The organism is Kerstersia similis (assembly GCF_965139615.1).
Lineage (GTDB): Bacteria > Pseudomonadota > Gammaproteobacteria > Burkholderiales > Burkholderiaceae_B > Kerstersia > Kerstersia similis.
In genome coordinates, this window is record NZ_CBCSIQ010000008.1 from 1 (window position 1) to 14,528 (window position 14,528).

Genomic DNA, 14,528 nt, shown 5'->3' on the forward strand with positions numbered 1-14,528 from the left:
TGAAGGGTCGTTCGAGACCAGGACGTTGATAGGCTGGGTGTGGAAGTGCAGTAATGCATTAAGCTAACCAGTACTAATTGCCCGTGCGGCTTGATCCTATAACGATGGCGGTTAACAAACCNGCTAACGTCTGTATGACAAGTGCCGTTCAAAACTCAAAACCTGGCTGCTCCGTCAGCAGCCAGGCCAACGAAATAAATTACAACCTCAAGCGTGCGATGAGTTATACTCTCGCACCATGTGTTTCTTCCGAATTGGGCCAGGATGGCTAAACCCCATCCCAGCCAAACAGTTACGCTTGACGACCATAGCAAGGTGGTACCACTCCTTCCCATCCCGAACAGGACAGTGAAACGCCTTCGCGCCGATGATAGTGGACGGACGTCTGTGAAAGTAGGTCATCGTCAAGCTCTTATCCTCAGAACCCCTCTCTGCATGCGCAGAGAGGGGTTTTGTCTTTGGGGCGGCGGAATCTTGCTAGCGTAGCGCCCCGCCCGTGCTAGGCGGCTCAGGGTGCCTGGGCCACCGCAATCACGGCCCGGTCGGCCTTCTTTAGTCCGCGAGCGTCAAGACCAGGATGTGATCCCCGGCGTCATCCGTGGCGCCTTCATGCCTCCAGCCCAGGTGGCGGTAAAAGCCGTAGGAACGTACCCCAGGATCACTGGAGCAGGACAGGAACAGGGTGCGCCAACCGAATTGCCGCAAAGTCTCCACGACCTGCGTCAGCGGCAAACGTCAGGCCGGCGGCAGCCAGCCGTGGCGGCGATACCAGTCCAGTGTGTCTTTCAACGTGTCCTCCACCGGCCGGAAACGCAGTCCCAGTTCCCGCGCACTTTTCTCCGGGTTGAAATGCGTACGCTCGGCTTCCCGACGCATCAGTTTGACGGTGGCCAGGCTGAGCAAGATGGGTTTGCCGCTCAAGCGCGCATAGATTTCCTGCAGGCCCGCCAGCGCATACAGCAAGGGCAGCGGCAGCATGCGCGACGGGGTTTTCACCCCTGCCAGCTCGCCCAGCCGCTGCACCAGTTCACGCATCGTCATATGTCGGCTGGCAGCCAGATAGCGTTCGCCCGAGCGGCCCTGGCGGGCCGCAGCAATATGGGCCTGCGCGACGTCGCGTGCATCGACCACTGAGAAGCTGCCGGGAACCAGGCCCGGTAGTTTTCCATGCACCAGATCCAGGGCCAACTGGCCGGAAGAGGTCGGGCCGATATCAGCAGGGCCCCACATCCCGCCCGGTAGGACAAAACTGGTATGCATGTGGCAGGTGTGGCGGCGAAACAACTATGGCATTGTGAAGAATCATTGGAAAAATCGTTATCGCTGATACACGATTTGAGACGAATTAGCAGGCTTGATCGCCTGGTTTTCGGAGATGTACCCTGAAAAATCCAGGAAACGGTTCGGATATTAAGAAAACAGTTCGATTTCTTAAGTGATTGAGATTTCTTGATTTAAAAAATACAATCGAAAACGATTTTCATTTGTTTCATCTGAGGCATGGCGATGCATGCTTCGCCGCGAGTGCGACGCAGGGTGGCTTTGAAAATCGGGTGGGCTGGAGTGGTAGTCAGTCTGTCAGCGACGGCTGGCATGGCGCTGCTGCCAAACCCATCCGATATGTTTTTATCAATCAATATGGAATCAAACAGGATATCCGGCATGACGAGTCCAGTATCACTCCCTAAACGTGGCAGGAAGTCTCCTCTTCGGCGCATGGCCGTTTCAATGGGGCGCCGTGTCGCCGTCGCACCATTCACACTGGCAGTGCATGCTACGGGTGGCGTGGTCTTGTGCTTTGGTACAACGATGGCCCACGCGCAGGCACCCGCTGAACAGGTACAACGTTTCGATGTGCCGGCAGGCTCTTTGGGTGAGGTATTGAATCGGATCAGTCAGCAGACTGGCATTTCGATTGAACTGGAGCCCGGTGTCAGCTTGAATGCGTCCAGCCCGGGATTGGCAGGCAGCTACACGCCATCGCAGGCATTCAGTCAGGCACTGCAACCGCATGGCCTGTTTGCCTTATCTACGGCCGGCGGCCTGCGCATTACCCAAGGCCCGGCTGCGGCTCGTGAATTGGAAGCCGTGCGCATTCTGGGGACCGCAGAAGAGGAACTGAAGCAGCAGTTGAGCGTGTCTATCATCACAGCGGAAGACATACAAATTCGCCCGCCAGCCACGGATCTGGCTGAGATTATCCGTACGGTTCCCGGCGTTAACCTGACTGGTGCCAGTTCCAGCGGCGCATATGGCAACCAGCGTCAGATAGATATCCGCGGCATGGGCCCGGAAAACACGCTGATACTGATTGATGGCAAACCCGTCCGGTCACGGGATGCCGCGCAGATGCGTCGTTCCGGCGAGCGCGACACGCGTGGCGACACGAGCTGGGTGCCCGCCGATCAAGTCGAGCGTATTGAGGTCATTCGTGGCCCGGCAGCCGCTCGTTACGGATCCGGGGCTGCAGGCGGTGTGGTCAATATCATCACCAAACCACCCACGGAGAAAATCTCCGGCTCGCTGAACGGTTATTACAACCAGCCGGAACGTGGCGATGAAGGGAATGCCCGTCGCATAGGCTTTAATTTGTCCGGTCCTCTGGCTGAAAAACTGTCATTCCGACTGTATGGCAATGCGGCCAAGACCAATGCCGACTCGCCGGACATCAATGCGGATGAAGTCGTCAGCGGGAATGCGGCAGGTCGGGAAGGGGTTCGCAATCGGGATATCAATGGCCTGCTGCGCCTGGATATCAACCCCGACCATGTGCTTGAGCTGGATCTGGGCTTCAGCCGCCAGGGCAATGTTTATACGGGCGAGTATCCTGTTAGCGTCAGCGATGGCGCACTGATCGAGCAGTTGGCAAATGATGGTGCGGAAGTCCGTCGCGTCTATCGCCAGACCGCAGCGTTGACCCACCGGGGCGACTGGGGCGAACTGGGCAACTCCCGCGTCATTCTCCAGTACGAAGACACCCGGAACTTGGATTGCCGCAAGAACACGGCCGGCGGTCCGGAAGGTAGCTGCGCATCGCCGCTGTCGTATCTCGAGTCCAATCTCAAGAACCTTTATGCCAATGGCGAGTTCTATTCGCCGTTCACGTTGGGTGGCTTGTCGCAGGTTCTGACAAGCGGGATCGAGTATCGGCATGAAAGCCTGAAAGACCCGAATACCTTGCTGCAAGCGCCGCCCAGCGGCGTCACACAAGGCACTGATTCGAAATCGACGGCCAGCAGCTTCGCTTTCTATCTGGAAGACAATATCGAGATTACCGATGATCTCATCGTGACGCCTGGCGTGCGCTTTGATCATCACGACCAATTTGGCAGCAACTGGAGTCCCAGCCTGAACGCAACCTATCAGCTGAGTTCCCAGTTCAGCCTGAAAGGGGGGATTGCACGCGCCTACAAAACGCCCAACCTGTATCAAAGCAATGAAAATTACTGGTACACCACGCGTGGAAATGGCTGCCCGATTAATGTGACGGGTCCTTGCTACATCCAGGGCAATCCCGATTTGAAGCCGGAAATCAGCGTCAACAAGGAAATCGGTATTCAGTGGGATAACCAGCAAGGCTGGGATGCCAGCGTCAGCTACTTCCGCAATGATTACAAGAATAAGATTACTGCGGATATGTACACCCAGGGTACTGTCGATGTCGGTACCTACAAGTACTACCAATGGCATAACTCCGGCAAGGCGCTGGTGCAGGGCCTGGAAGGCAACCTGAACATTCCTCTGCTCGGTGAAAGCGGGCACACACTCAGCCTGCTTAACAACTTCACGTGGATGCTGGATAACAAGGATCGGGACACCGATCAGCCGCTGAGCATTATTCCCAAGTACACGCTGAACAGCACCTTGCTGTGGCGTCCTATGGAACCCCTGTCGGCTCAACTGACAATGAGCTGGTACGGTGCCCAGAAACCGCGTACCTTGACGGCTCGTGGTGCGGAGGCCTCAGGTGCGGCGCTCGACAGCGTCAGTCCGTATGCGGTGGTGGGACTCAACACGATGTATGACGTCAACAAGAATTTCCGCATTGGCGTGGGGATCAGCAATTTGTTCGATAAGGTCATCAAGCGTCGTTCCAATGGTGTCAGTGGCGGTGCCTATACATACAACGAACCTGGTCGGGCTTATTACCTGACCACCACGGTTTCCTTCTAAGGCCGCAGGAAGCTTCCGCCCGGCATGTCGGGCGGAAGCTTTTTGTTTCACGATGACGCCAGTACCGCCATGCGCGGGACTGCGCCCAGAGGCTGGATACCACAGGCGTATCCGGCCTTTGGGCGATTTCAATATATGCCGGTGCTGGATCCGGTTTTCCCTCCGGGGGGAACCAGGCTGGCGCGTGTATGCTCTGTGCCATGGATCATGCCGATCCGGCCTTGGGCGAAGAATAATGCTATGCGAACTGTTGCGTGGCGCATGGGCATGAGCCTCCTGCGCTACGTCGATGGTTCGGCGCAAGGTGCGCCGCCGCATCATGGAGGCTTTGGCATTCCATTGGCTATGGTCTGCTCAACGAGGGGAGCTTGCGCAGCGCTCTTTCGGCTGGCAGTGGTGTGGCAGCTGCGAGCAGGTGTGCGGCTGCTAACAGCGGCAAGCCAGCACAAGTCGCTACGCGGGGTTTTTTGGGTTGCAGAAGCGATTCCGCCGCCGAAGAGGACGGGGTGGGTAAAGAGGGAATGGCCGGGCAAAGAAAAAGCCCTTTGCAGAGGCTGCAAAGGGCTTTTTGAATTTGGCTCCCCGACCTGGGCTCGAACCAGGGACCTGCGGATTAACAGTCCGTCGCTCTACCGACTGAGCTATCGGGGAATTGAGAAAGTGATATTAGCATGCTTGTAAGAAATTTGCCAGGTTTGCGTGCTTTTTTTATGTCGGAGATTGCGCGAGGCATGCGCGAGCTGTCCGTCTGCGTACGGAGAAGAGGGCGGATAGGGGGCTGGAAGGCGTGGGGCAGAGGGGGCGTCGCGGGCGACGGTGCCTTTTGACTTCGGCGTATCGTTCATGCATTGCAACGCAATGCGTGGTCGCGGCATGTGCGCCTAGGCGGGAAGATGGCTCGCCTGAGGCTGCTCAAGAGCCGAAGCGGGGTGCGGTTGAGAGAGCTGCGATAGCCGGCTGGAGTGAGGGGATGGCACGGGCTGCCGTGCGACGTATTGGGGGCAGTTCTGAGCGGCGGGTTGGCGGCCGGAACGGCCGGGCAAAGAAAAAGCCCTTTGCAGAGGCTGCAAAGGGCTTTTCGAATTTGGCTCCCCGACCTGGGCTCGAACCAGGGACCTGCGGATTAACAGTCCGTCGCTCTACCGACTGAGCTATCGGGGAATTGAGAAAATGATATTAGCATGCTTTTTTTATAAAAGGCAAGTCACGTTCGCCCCAACAGTAGAAAAATCTAGCAAGTGCCATAATGGAAGTCCTTTATGCTGCATTGCAGCGAAGCGTGGGCGACTATGTACCAGCTATATATTGCCAACAAGAATTACTCCTCCTGGTCGCTGCGGCCCTGGCTGCTGATGCGCGAGCTGCGCATACCGTTTGAAGAACGGCAGGCGCCCTTTTCCGGGGCGCATAGCTATGATGCGTTCCGGGTGTTTTCGCCGACAGGCAAGGTGCCTTGTCTGGTGGACGAGGATCTGGTGGTCTGGGATTCGATGGGTATCATCGAGTTCCTGGCGGAGCGACATGCGGATGTCTGGCCGCATGCATTGGAGGCGCGCGCCTGGGCACGCTGCGCGGCGGCGGAGATGCATGCCGAATTCGTTGCCATGAAGGCAGCTTGTCCGTTCAATTGCGGTATCAAGGTTCGTTTGGCGCAGGTGAGCGAGGAACTGGAGCAGGATCTGAACCGGGTTGCGGAGCTTTGGTGCGAGGGCCTGGACAAGTTCGGTGGTCCGTTCCTGGCCGGGCCGCGCTTCGGGGCGGTGGATGCCTGCTATGCCCCCTTGGCCTTCAGCTTGCAAACGTATGGTTTGAGCTTGCGCTCTGCGCAGGCTGATGACTATGCGGCTCGGTTGCGGGCATTGGCTTCCATGCGTATCTGGTATGTGGAGGCCTTATCGGAAACCCTGCGCGAGTCTGCCCACGAGGAACGGGCCCGCCAGGCAGGCGAGTGGCTGTCGGATCAGCGGGCGACACAGAGCATGCTGGCTTCGGGCTGATAAGGGCGGGGCGGGGCCGGATTCGGTCGGCACTGCAGCTAGGCATGCAAGGGGGCAGGAGGCTGAAGGCATGGGTGGCCTCTTTGGGTGTATCGTCAGGGAAGCAGCTGAATGTGTCAGCCGCAGCCTTATTGCATTCAAGGAGAAACCAGCATGATCAAGTCATTCCGCCTGGCGGCAACGTTGTCTCTTGTGCTGGCTTGCGCCGCAGGAACTGCGCAGGCCCAATTGCTCGATAGCGTGAAGGGCGCCGTGAGTGGCAGTTCATCCTCCGGGGCGGCGGCGCAAGCGCCGGCGGCGTCTTCGAGTGGGGGATTGTCCGGTCTGGGAAATCTGGGAAGTGCAGCGGGCCTATCGGATCTGGCGCTGCCTTCGCTGGCTTCGGCTGGAACGGAAAATGTGGCGGGTCTGTTGCAATTCTGCATCAAGAATAATTATCTTTCCGGCAACGCGGTCGATAACGTCAAGGACAAATTGCTGGGATCGCTGGGTGGCCAGAAAAAAGCGGAAACCAAGCCTGATTTCATGAGCGGTTTGCAGGGCAAGGTGCTTGGCAGTGATGGCAGTGTGGATCTGAGTGGCGGCGGCTTCAAGGAAGAGCTGACACGCAAGGCATGCGATCAGGTGCTGCAGCACGCCGGTTCTTTGATCTGAGCGCGGTACCCTGGGCAGCCCTGCCGGAGGCATGAGTATCCATCCGGCAAGGGCAGGCTTTGGGTGGCTCCAGGCTGGGGCGGTGCTGGTTTAGCGCCGGGCCTTGATGTGATTGGCGAGCATCAGCAGCAAGACGACGCCCACCAGGGGGAATACCAGCAGGTTCAGGCTGTCCCACCCAGAGGTGCTGAGCAGCTGCCCAGCAGAGAACGAGGCAATGGCAACCACGCCGAACATGATGAAATCATTGGCGGCTTGTACTTTGGCACGCTCGGCATGATTGTGGGTGGCAGTAATCATGTCGGTCGCACCGATGAAACTGAAGTTCCAGCCGACGCCCAGCAGGATGAGTGCCAGCCAGAAGTGAGCGACGCTCATGCCATGGAGGGCGGCCGCAGCGGAGGCGGCGATCAGGATCAGGCCCAGGGCGGAAATGCAGGTGCTGCCGAAACGCTGTATCAGCTTGCCTGTAAAAAAGCTGGGCCCGAACATGGCCAGGATATGCCACTGGATGCCTAGCGAGGCATCACGCAGCGAGTGGTCGTGGCCGACCATGGCCATGGGGGCGGCAGTCATCAGGAAGCTCATCAGGCCATAGGATGCGACACCCGTGGCGATGGCGGTAATGAAGGGCAAGGAGCGTGCGATTTCCCCAAGCGGGCGGGCGGAGGCGGTTTGTTCGTGCGCGGGCAATGCCTGCTGTGCCGGCGGACGGAGCAGGGCAAGCAGCGGCAAGGCCAGCAGGGCGAGTATGGATTGGCCGATAAAGCTGGCAGCAAATGGCGTCTCTGGCCAGATATCGCGGGTGAGGATGACGATTTGGGGGCCGATCACGGCGGCAGCCAGGCCGCCCACCATGATCCATGAGATAGCGCGTGCGCGCAGCGAATTCTTCAGGCCATCGGTTGCCGCGAAACGGTAGCTCTGTACATAGGAGCTATAGAGCCCGGCAATGACGGTGCCCACGCAGAACAGCAGAAACCAGCCGGAAAGAATGGCATAGGCAGCCACCAGGCCGCCGATGATGCCCAGTCCGGCGCCCATGAGATAGGCATTGCGGCGTCCCAGGCGATGCATGAGGTAGGCTGCCGGCAGGGTTCCCAGCGCGAGGCCCGCCTGGAAGGTGCTGACGGGGAGTGTCGCCAAGGCCGGGTCGCTGGACAGGTTTTGCCCCACCAGCCCTCCCAGTGAAATGATGATGGCCGGACTGGCAGCGCCCAGTGCCTGGGCGCCAGTCAGGATGGCGACATTGCGCTGGCTGGGAGTTGGGGGTGTGGCGGGCATGTTGTATCTAAGGAAAATACAATTAGACGTTATTTCTTATAACCAATATTACAGACATTGCTGCGGGCCCGCGAGGGAATGCCGCTGCCGGATGGGGAGTGTTGCTTTGATGCTGGGCTGCGTATCGACCAGAACGGTCGGGACAGGGGAGAGTATGCCCTTGGCTGACGACAGGGGCTGGTAGAAAAGCGCGGACCGTTTTGCCTGGCAGGTCGTAGCCTGGAGCCTGGCAAGGGTTGGCAATGTGTGTGCGGGGAGGGCTTGAGGACCCTGGTCGTTGGCGCCGGTGGGGCCCGGGGCGCGGAGATGTCTTCGAGGCGGCCGGGAGAGGGGCGGCGGATGAAGTGAGCGGAGGGCTGCAAGGCGCGCCCTGCACCATGCGGTGCGGGGCGCGCGAGGTGGGGGGATCAGAGGATGCGGGCGGCGTCATCAAACGGCAGCCGCGGGCCGCGCGGGAAGCCGGCTCCCGGTGCTGCGTAGCCCAGGTTGATGAGGAAATTGCTCTTCCACTTTCCGTCCGGGAAGAATTCGGCATCCAGCTTGGCGGCGTCGAAGCCGCTCATGGCGCCGGCGTCCAGCCCCAGTGCGCGTGCGGCAATGATCAGGTAGGCGCCTTGCAGCGAGCTGTTGCGGAATGCCGTCGGGCTGATCAGGCCGGGATTGTTGACAAACAGGCTGCGGGCATCATACCCAGGGAACTGGGTGGGCAGTTGTTCGTGAAATTCGGAGTCCTGGGCGATGATCACGGTAACGGGCGCGGCCAGGGTCTTGTCCAGATTGCCGGCGGCCAGGGCGGGGGCCAGGCGTTGCTTGGCTTCCTTGCTGCGTACGAAGACGTAGCGGCCGGGCTGTGCATTGAATGCGGTCGGTCCCCACTTCAGCAAGTCATACAGTTGGTGCAGCGTGTCGTCGGTGACGGGCTGATCGGTGAACTGATGGATGCTGTGCGCGTCGGTAAACAATTGCGCCAGAACGTCTTGCGAAAGTGGGGTGCTCATGGACGAATCCTGTCTCGGTCAATGGTGTGGAATGCCGCCCTATTGTATTCGTGTGGAACGGCCTCCAGAGGGCTTTAGCTTATTACCGGAATGAGGGGGTGGCGGGCGCCTGAAGGCATCTGCAACAGCTGATACAGGTGCGCAAACGGGATTGCACACAGCTTGAGGCATTGCCGTTATAATTCGCCTATAGAAAGCAGGGTTTCTGTATGCGCCGTTTGCTGGCGGTTGCGCTTCAAAAGGGCAACTGGCAACGTATCCATGCATCGTCCTGCTGTTTTCCGGGTGCCACCCCTGCTCAGGTTCAGCAGGGTTCCTGTTGGCCCTGGTTCCGGTAATGAAAAGACAGCAACTACCCCCGGCGCCCATGATGGCGGCGCGGATGTGGTCTGCTCCTGCCGATATAAAGTGTTGCGTCCAGGTTTGTGCCGTTCTTCCTCGTCTGGCGAGGGAGTCATAGCGGTGCATGCGTTGCCTTACGCATTGGGATTTCATGAACGACGACGAGGCAGTAGTAGTGCTCGAAGCCGCGCTGTTATGTGCGGAGGCGCCGATGCCGCTTGCTGATTTGCGCAAGTTGTTTGGTGCGCCGTTGGTTGAGAATGCTCAGGTACGGGCATGGCTGGAAGGCCTGCAGGCCCGCTGGGCAGGGCGCGGGCTGGTGCTGACGGAGTTGGCTTCCGGGTGGCGGTTTCAGTCCACGCCAGCCATGCAGCCATATCTTGAGCGTTTGAATCCCGAGCGTTCGCCTCGTTATTCGAGGGCGGTGATGGAAACCTTGGCCATCATTGCGTGGCGTCAGCCCGTGACGCGCGGTGATATCGAAGATATTCGTGGCGTTACGGTGTCCACGCAGATCGTCCGGGTGCTGGAAGAGCGGGGCTGGATCGAGGTGGTGGGGCATCGGGAGGCACCCGGCCGTCCTGCGCTGCTCGCGACGACGCGCCAGTTTCTTGATGACTTGGGCTTGCGTGCGCTCGATGAATTGCCTGATTTGCGTGCGCTGGATGATGCCGAGCTGGCCGCAGTAGGCCAGGGCTTGCTGGAAAGTGCGCAGGCAGGGGCATCACCGCTAGCCTCGGCTGTGCTGGAAGAGGGCGGCACGGGTATGGCGGTTGCGCTGGAGCCGGCAGAAAGTGCGCTGCAGGATGGTGCGGAGCTGGCGCCCCGAAGGGGGAATGTGCCGGTGCAGCGCGAAATGGAAATGCATGAGGCATCCGTGACAACGGGTGCCGCCGTGGAAGGTGATGCTGCAGCTGATGCGCAAGCCCTCGCGGCAGACAATAAACAAGATAATTGAAAGATGGAGTTTGGGTCGATATGGACAATGACTTGCAGCAGGATGGCGTAGTCGCAGAGGCTGGGGCAGGCGACGCGCAGGATGGCGCAGCCCGCACTCGGGGGCGCAAATTGCGTACGCCGTTCCGTCGTCGTCGCACGGACAAGGGGGCGGCTGCACAGGCGCAGGAAGTGCCGGGCAGTGAAGGCGGCGCTGCGTCTCAGGAGGGGGTGTCGGTCGAGGGGCAGGAAGCGGCAGCGCCGGCGCCGCGGCGCCAGCCTCGTGCCCGCAGTGCAGGTAAGGGTGCGGCGGCCAAGGCTGCTGGCCAGGCGGCCGCGACCGAGGGCAAGAGCGCTGCGCCTGGGACGGAAAAAGAGGCCCAGGAAGCATTGGCCTATCTCGAGAGTTCGGCGCAGACGGTGCAGCGCTTGGGCAAGTTCATGTCCAGCGATGCGGTCATGCCCAAGCTGCATAAAGTGCTGGCGGATGCGGGCATCGGTTCGCGGCGCGATATGGAAGAGTTGATCGTGGCTGGCCGCGTGTCGGTCAATGGTGAACCCGCCCACATTGGTCAGCGCGTGAAGCCGGACGATCTGGTTCGAGTCAATGGCAAGCCGATTACACGGCCCAATGCCAAGAAGCCGCCGCGCGTGATTCTTTATCACAAGCCCGCTGGCGAAATCGTCAGTCATGACGATCCGGCAGGTCGGGCCAACGTGTTTGCCCGCCTGCCGAAAATGAAAGTGGGCAAGTGGCTGTCGGTGGGGCGCCTGGATCTGAATACAGAAGGTCTGCTGATCTTGACCACATCGGGTGATATGGCCAACCGCCTGATGCATCCCCGTTATGGTGCCGAGCGCGAATATGCGGTTCGTGTGCTGGGCGAGTTGGGCGACGAGCAGCGTCAGGCCTTGCTGGATGGGGTCGAGCTGGAAGATGGACGCGCGGCGTTCAACAGCCTGGAATTCATTGGTGGTGAAGGCAGCAACCGCTGGTATCGCGTGACCTTGAATGAAGGGCGTAATCGCGAGGTGCGGCGCATGTTCGAGCAGGCTGGCGTGACCGTCAGTCGTCTGATCCGCACGCGTTTCGGGGATGTGGTGCTGCCGCGTAACCTGAAGCGTGGTCGCTGGGAGGAGCTCGATGCGCAGGTTGTGACTGCGCTGCTGGTGAGCATGGGCTTGCTGCGCGACGAGGAAAGCAAGGGCAAGGGGCGGCGTCCCGCTCAGCCGCTGTCGCATGACAGCGCATTGCCGCCGGGCTTCGGTACCATGGACCGCAATGGCATGAGTGGTGCGCGCATCGGCAAGCGTGGCAAATTGCAAGGTGGGCGCAAGGAAGGAGCGGGGTTGGATCCGTTCACTTCCGGTTTGATGATTTCCGGTGGCTATGCCAATGGTCACCCCCTGGCCGGGCAGTCGCAGGGCCAGGGCGCCAAGCCGAAGGGCGCGGGCGCTGGCCGGACGGGTAAGCCGGGTGGTGCCCGAGGGGGCAGCAAGGCGGCGCAAGGCGCAGGGCAAGGGCGCGCGCCGCGTGCCGAGCGCGAGGGCGATGCCGCTGGCCAGGGCCAGCAGCCGCGCCGTCGCAGCAGCGCAAGCGCGAAGCCGGCGGGCAAGCCCGCCGCAGCCGGTGCAGCGCCGCGCCAGCAGAAGGCTGCCAAGCCTCAGTCGCAAAACCGCAAGCCTCAGGGGCGCGCGCGTGACAAAGGCGATGATTGGCAGCCCAAGGGTGCGGCCGCGCATGAGTCGCGTCTGGGTTTTTTGTCCGGGCGTGAGGGGCGTTAAGCCTTGCCTGTGATTCCTGCGCCGCGTGGGCGGCTTCAGGATGACGGGGAGTTGTGGTTTTGGTGCATCGAACGCGTACTTTAGGCGTTCGATGGCGATTTCTGCTAAAATCCACTGTTTTCATGGTCTTGTCGGATTTTGTCTGCGCAGAGCACAGCAATGCTTGTCAGCGCAGCCATCGGCGGGATCCATGCGCAGGAGCAGCGCCGGAAGATCGGCGCGCATCCGGCCTTCCGGCTGGCGCGCCGCTGCCGGCTCCAGGTAATTCCTGGTCGCTCTCAACGGCAATGATGGCGTCTGGCACAGACGCAACATATGGGCTGGGCGATCACAGCCCATTTTTTTTGAATATGGCAGATTTATACGCATTGACGGAAGCTGCCCTGGCGGGCATGGGTGTCGAACTGATCGACGTCGAACGGGCCGCCCAGGGGTTGCTGCGAGTAACTATTGACCGCGAAGGCGGTGTGACCCTGGAGAACTGCGAGCAGGTTTCCCGGCAGCTTTCGCGCGTCTTCGAAGTCGAGAATATCGACTATCAGCGGCTGGAAGTCGGTTCGCCTGGCGTGGATCGGCCGCTGCGCCGTGAGGCGGATTTTGTCCGTTTCGCCGGTGAACGAGTGGAAATCAAGCTGCGCGAGCCGCTGGAGAACCGCAAGGTGTTTTCCGGTGTGTTGCGAGTGGCCGAAGCCGAGGGCGAAGAAGCCGCCGGGTTTGAGCTGGAATTTGAGGCAAAGAAGGGCGAGGTTCAGGTCTTGAAGTTCGTGTTCGACGACGTCGAGCGCGCCAAGCTGGATCCGCTTCTGAATTTCAAGGGCAAAAAGCGATGAGTCGCGAAATTCTTTTGTTGGTCGATGCGCTGGCGCGTGAAAAGAACGTGGCCCGTGAAGTGGTCTTCGAGGCTGTCGAAGGCGCCTTGGCTTCAGCCATGAAGAAGCGTTTCAAGGATGACGCGGATATCCGTGTTTCCATTGATCGCACGACGGGCGAGCATGAAGGCTTCCGCCGTTGGCTGGTCGTGCCCGATGAGGCAGGCCTGCAGGCACCGGATCGCGAAGAGTTGCTCTCGGATGCCGAAGAGGCAGTGCCTGGCATCCAGGTGGGCGAGTACATCGAGGAACCACTGGAACCGGTCGAATTCGGCCGTATCGGTGCGCAGGCGGCGAAACAGGCCATTCTGCAGAAGATCCGCGACGCTGAGCGCGAACAGGTGCTCAACGATTTCCTGGAACGTGGCGAGAGCATCGTTTCGGGTGCGGTCAAGCGCATGGACAAGGGCGATTGCATTATCGACCTGGGCCGTATCGAAGCTCGTCTGCCTCGTTCCGAAATGATCCCCAAGGAAAACCTGCGGATCGGTGACCGTGTGCGCGCCTATGTGAAGACGGTTGACCACGCTGCGCGTGGCCAACAAGTCATCCTGTCGCGTACCTCGCCCGAGTTCATCAAGGAACTGTTCGAGAATGAAGTGCCCGAAATCGAACAGGGCTTGCTGGAAATCAAGGCGGCCGCGCGTGACGCCGGCATGCGTGCCAAGATTGCCGTGGTCGCCTACGATAAGCGTATCGACCCCATCGGCACCTGCGTGGGTATGCGTGGTTCGCGTGTGACTGCCGTGCGCAACGAGCTGGGCGGCGAGCAAGTGGATATCGTCCTGTGGTCCGAAGATCCGGCACAGTTCGTGATCGGTGCATTGGCACCGGCCAATGTCGAATCCATTGTGGTTGACGAGGATCGTCATGCCATGGATGTCGTGGTCGATGAAGAAAACCTGCCCAAGGCCATTGGCGCCAAGGGTCAGAACGTACGTCTGGCGTCCGAACTGACGGGCTGGCAGATCAATATCATGACCCCGCAGGAAAGCCAGGACCGCGCTGAAAGCGAACGGGCCGCATGGCGTGCGGTGTTCATGGGCAAGCTGGATGTGGACGAAGAGATCGCCAACATCCTGATCGACGAAGGTTTCACCGGCCTCGAGGAAGTGGCGTATGTGCCTATCCACGAATTGCTGGAAATCGAAGCGTTCGACGAAGACACCGTCAACGAATTGCGTGCCCGTGCCCGTAATGCGTTGCAGGAAGAAGCCGAGCGCAATGCCAGCCAGCAGCCGGATCTGTCGCTCGATACGCTGGAAGGCGTGACGCCGGAGTTGCTGGCTGTGCTGGAAACGCATGGCGTTAAGGACCGCGATGACCTCGCGGAACTGGCGACTGACGAATTGGCCGAACTGGCCGGCATCGACGCCGAAGCCGCCAGCGAGCTGATCATGCGTGCCCGGGCCCACTGGTTCGATGACGAGGGCGATGCGTCCGCTAAGTGACGCGTCTGCTGTCATGAGCCATAGATAGAATCAGAAGTT

The 14,528-nt window shown here is 60.0% G+C and carries 11 protein-coding genes, 2 tRNA genes, 2 rRNA genes and 1 pseudogene; 9 read left to right on the forward strand and 7 right to left on the reverse strand.

The features are described 5' to 3' along the window. Positions 1-98 (forward strand): 23S ribosomal RNA (locus ACNA1V_RS06815); the annotation flags it as partial. A gap of 199 nt (positions 99-297) precedes the next feature. Beyond that, positions 298-410 (forward strand): 5S ribosomal RNA (rrf, locus tag ACNA1V_RS06820). A gap of 142 nt (positions 411-552) precedes the next feature. On the opposite strand, the gene ACNA1V_RS06825 is transcribed toward rrf, so the two are convergent. From ACNA1V_RS06825 to ACNA1V_RS06835, 3 genes are all read right to left on the reverse strand, one after another. Next, positions 553-732 carry a GNAT family N-acetyltransferase gene (locus ACNA1V_RS06825; protein WP_415832843.1) on the reverse strand — a complete coding sequence of 60 codons (180 nt, stop codon included), beginning with the start codon at positions 730-732 and terminating at the stop codon, positions 553-555. Positions 733-735: 3 nt separating this feature from the next. Beyond that, positions 736-1,230, reverse strand: coding sequence for a Rossmann-fold NAD(P)-binding domain-containing protein (locus tag ACNA1V_RS06830; protein WP_415832844.1), 495 nt, complete (start codon positions 1,228-1,230; stop codon positions 736-738). Positions 1,231-1,454: 224 nt separating this feature from the next. Next, positions 1,455-1,664: a hypothetical protein gene (locus ACNA1V_RS06835; protein WP_415832845.1), complete on the reverse strand. Its 210-nt coding sequence runs from the start codon at positions 1,662-1,664 to the stop codon at positions 1,455-1,457. Between the two features lie 145 nt (positions 1,665-1,809). Between ACNA1V_RS06835 and ACNA1V_RS06840 the strand changes: the two genes are divergently transcribed. Then, a complete protein-coding gene (locus ACNA1V_RS06840) occupies positions 1,810-4,173 on the forward strand; it encodes a FepA family TonB-dependent siderophore receptor (RefSeq protein WP_415832846.1) in 2,364 nt (787 codons plus the stop codon). 575 nt (positions 4,174-4,748) lie between these two features. Here the strand turns inward: ACNA1V_RS06840 and ACNA1V_RS06845 are convergent. Continuing rightward, positions 4,749-4,824 (reverse strand) — tRNA-Asn (locus tag ACNA1V_RS06845). A gap of 434 nt (positions 4,825-5,258) precedes the next feature. Further along, positions 5,259-5,334, reverse strand: a tRNA-Asn gene (locus ACNA1V_RS06850). A gap of 128 nt (positions 5,335-5,462) precedes the next feature. Here ACNA1V_RS06850 and ACNA1V_RS06855 point away from each other — a divergent pair. Next, the gene (locus ACNA1V_RS06855) at positions 5,463-6,170 is read left to right on the forward strand and encodes a glutathione S-transferase N-terminal domain-containing protein (protein WP_415832847.1); all 708 of its coding nucleotides are present in this window, start codon (positions 5,463-5,465) and stop codon (positions 6,168-6,170) included. Positions 6,171-6,323: 153 nt separating this feature from the next. After that, the gene (locus tag ACNA1V_RS06860) at positions 6,324-6,824 is read left to right on the forward strand and encodes a DUF2501 domain-containing protein (protein ID WP_415832848.1); all 501 of its coding nucleotides are present in this window, start codon (positions 6,324-6,326) and stop codon (positions 6,822-6,824) included. 90 nt (positions 6,825-6,914) lie between these two features. Here the strand turns inward: ACNA1V_RS06860 and ACNA1V_RS06865 are convergent, their stop codons facing one another. Continuing rightward, positions 6,915-8,108, reverse strand: coding sequence for an MFS transporter (locus ACNA1V_RS06865; protein ID WP_415832849.1), 1,194 nt, complete (start codon positions 8,106-8,108; stop codon positions 6,915-6,917). Between the two features lie 407 nt (positions 8,109-8,515). Continuing rightward, positions 8,516-9,106 carry a malonic semialdehyde reductase gene (locus ACNA1V_RS06870; protein ID WP_415832850.1) on the reverse strand — a complete coding sequence of 197 codons (591 nt, stop codon included), beginning with the start codon at positions 9,104-9,106 and terminating at the stop codon, positions 8,516-8,518. A gap of 493 nt (positions 9,107-9,599) precedes the next feature. Between ACNA1V_RS06870 and scpB the strand changes: the two are divergent. The 4 genes and pseudogenes from scpB to nusA all read left to right on the forward strand — a co-directional run. Beyond that, positions 9,600-10,367 (forward strand): annotated as a pseudogene (scpB, locus tag ACNA1V_RS06875) (SMC-Scp complex subunit ScpB); the annotation flags it as partial. Between the two features lie 59 nt (positions 10,368-10,426). After that, positions 10,427-12,169, forward strand: a complete 1,743-nt coding sequence (locus ACNA1V_RS06880) for a pseudouridine synthase (RefSeq protein WP_415832851.1) — start codon at positions 10,427-10,429, stop codon at positions 12,167-12,169. Positions 12,170-12,519: 350 nt separating this feature from the next. Continuing rightward, the gene (gene rimP, locus ACNA1V_RS06885) at positions 12,520-12,999 is read left to right on the forward strand and encodes a ribosome maturation factor RimP (RefSeq protein ID WP_415832852.1); all 480 of its coding nucleotides are present in this window, start codon (positions 12,520-12,522) and stop codon (positions 12,997-12,999) included. Further along, a complete protein-coding gene (gene nusA, locus ACNA1V_RS06890) occupies positions 12,996-14,489 on the forward strand; it encodes a transcription termination factor NusA (RefSeq protein ID WP_415832853.1) in 1,494 nt (497 codons plus the stop codon). Before rimP ends, nusA begins: the two co-directional genes overlap by 4 nt. The last annotated feature ends 39 nt before the right edge of the window (positions 14,490-14,528 follow it).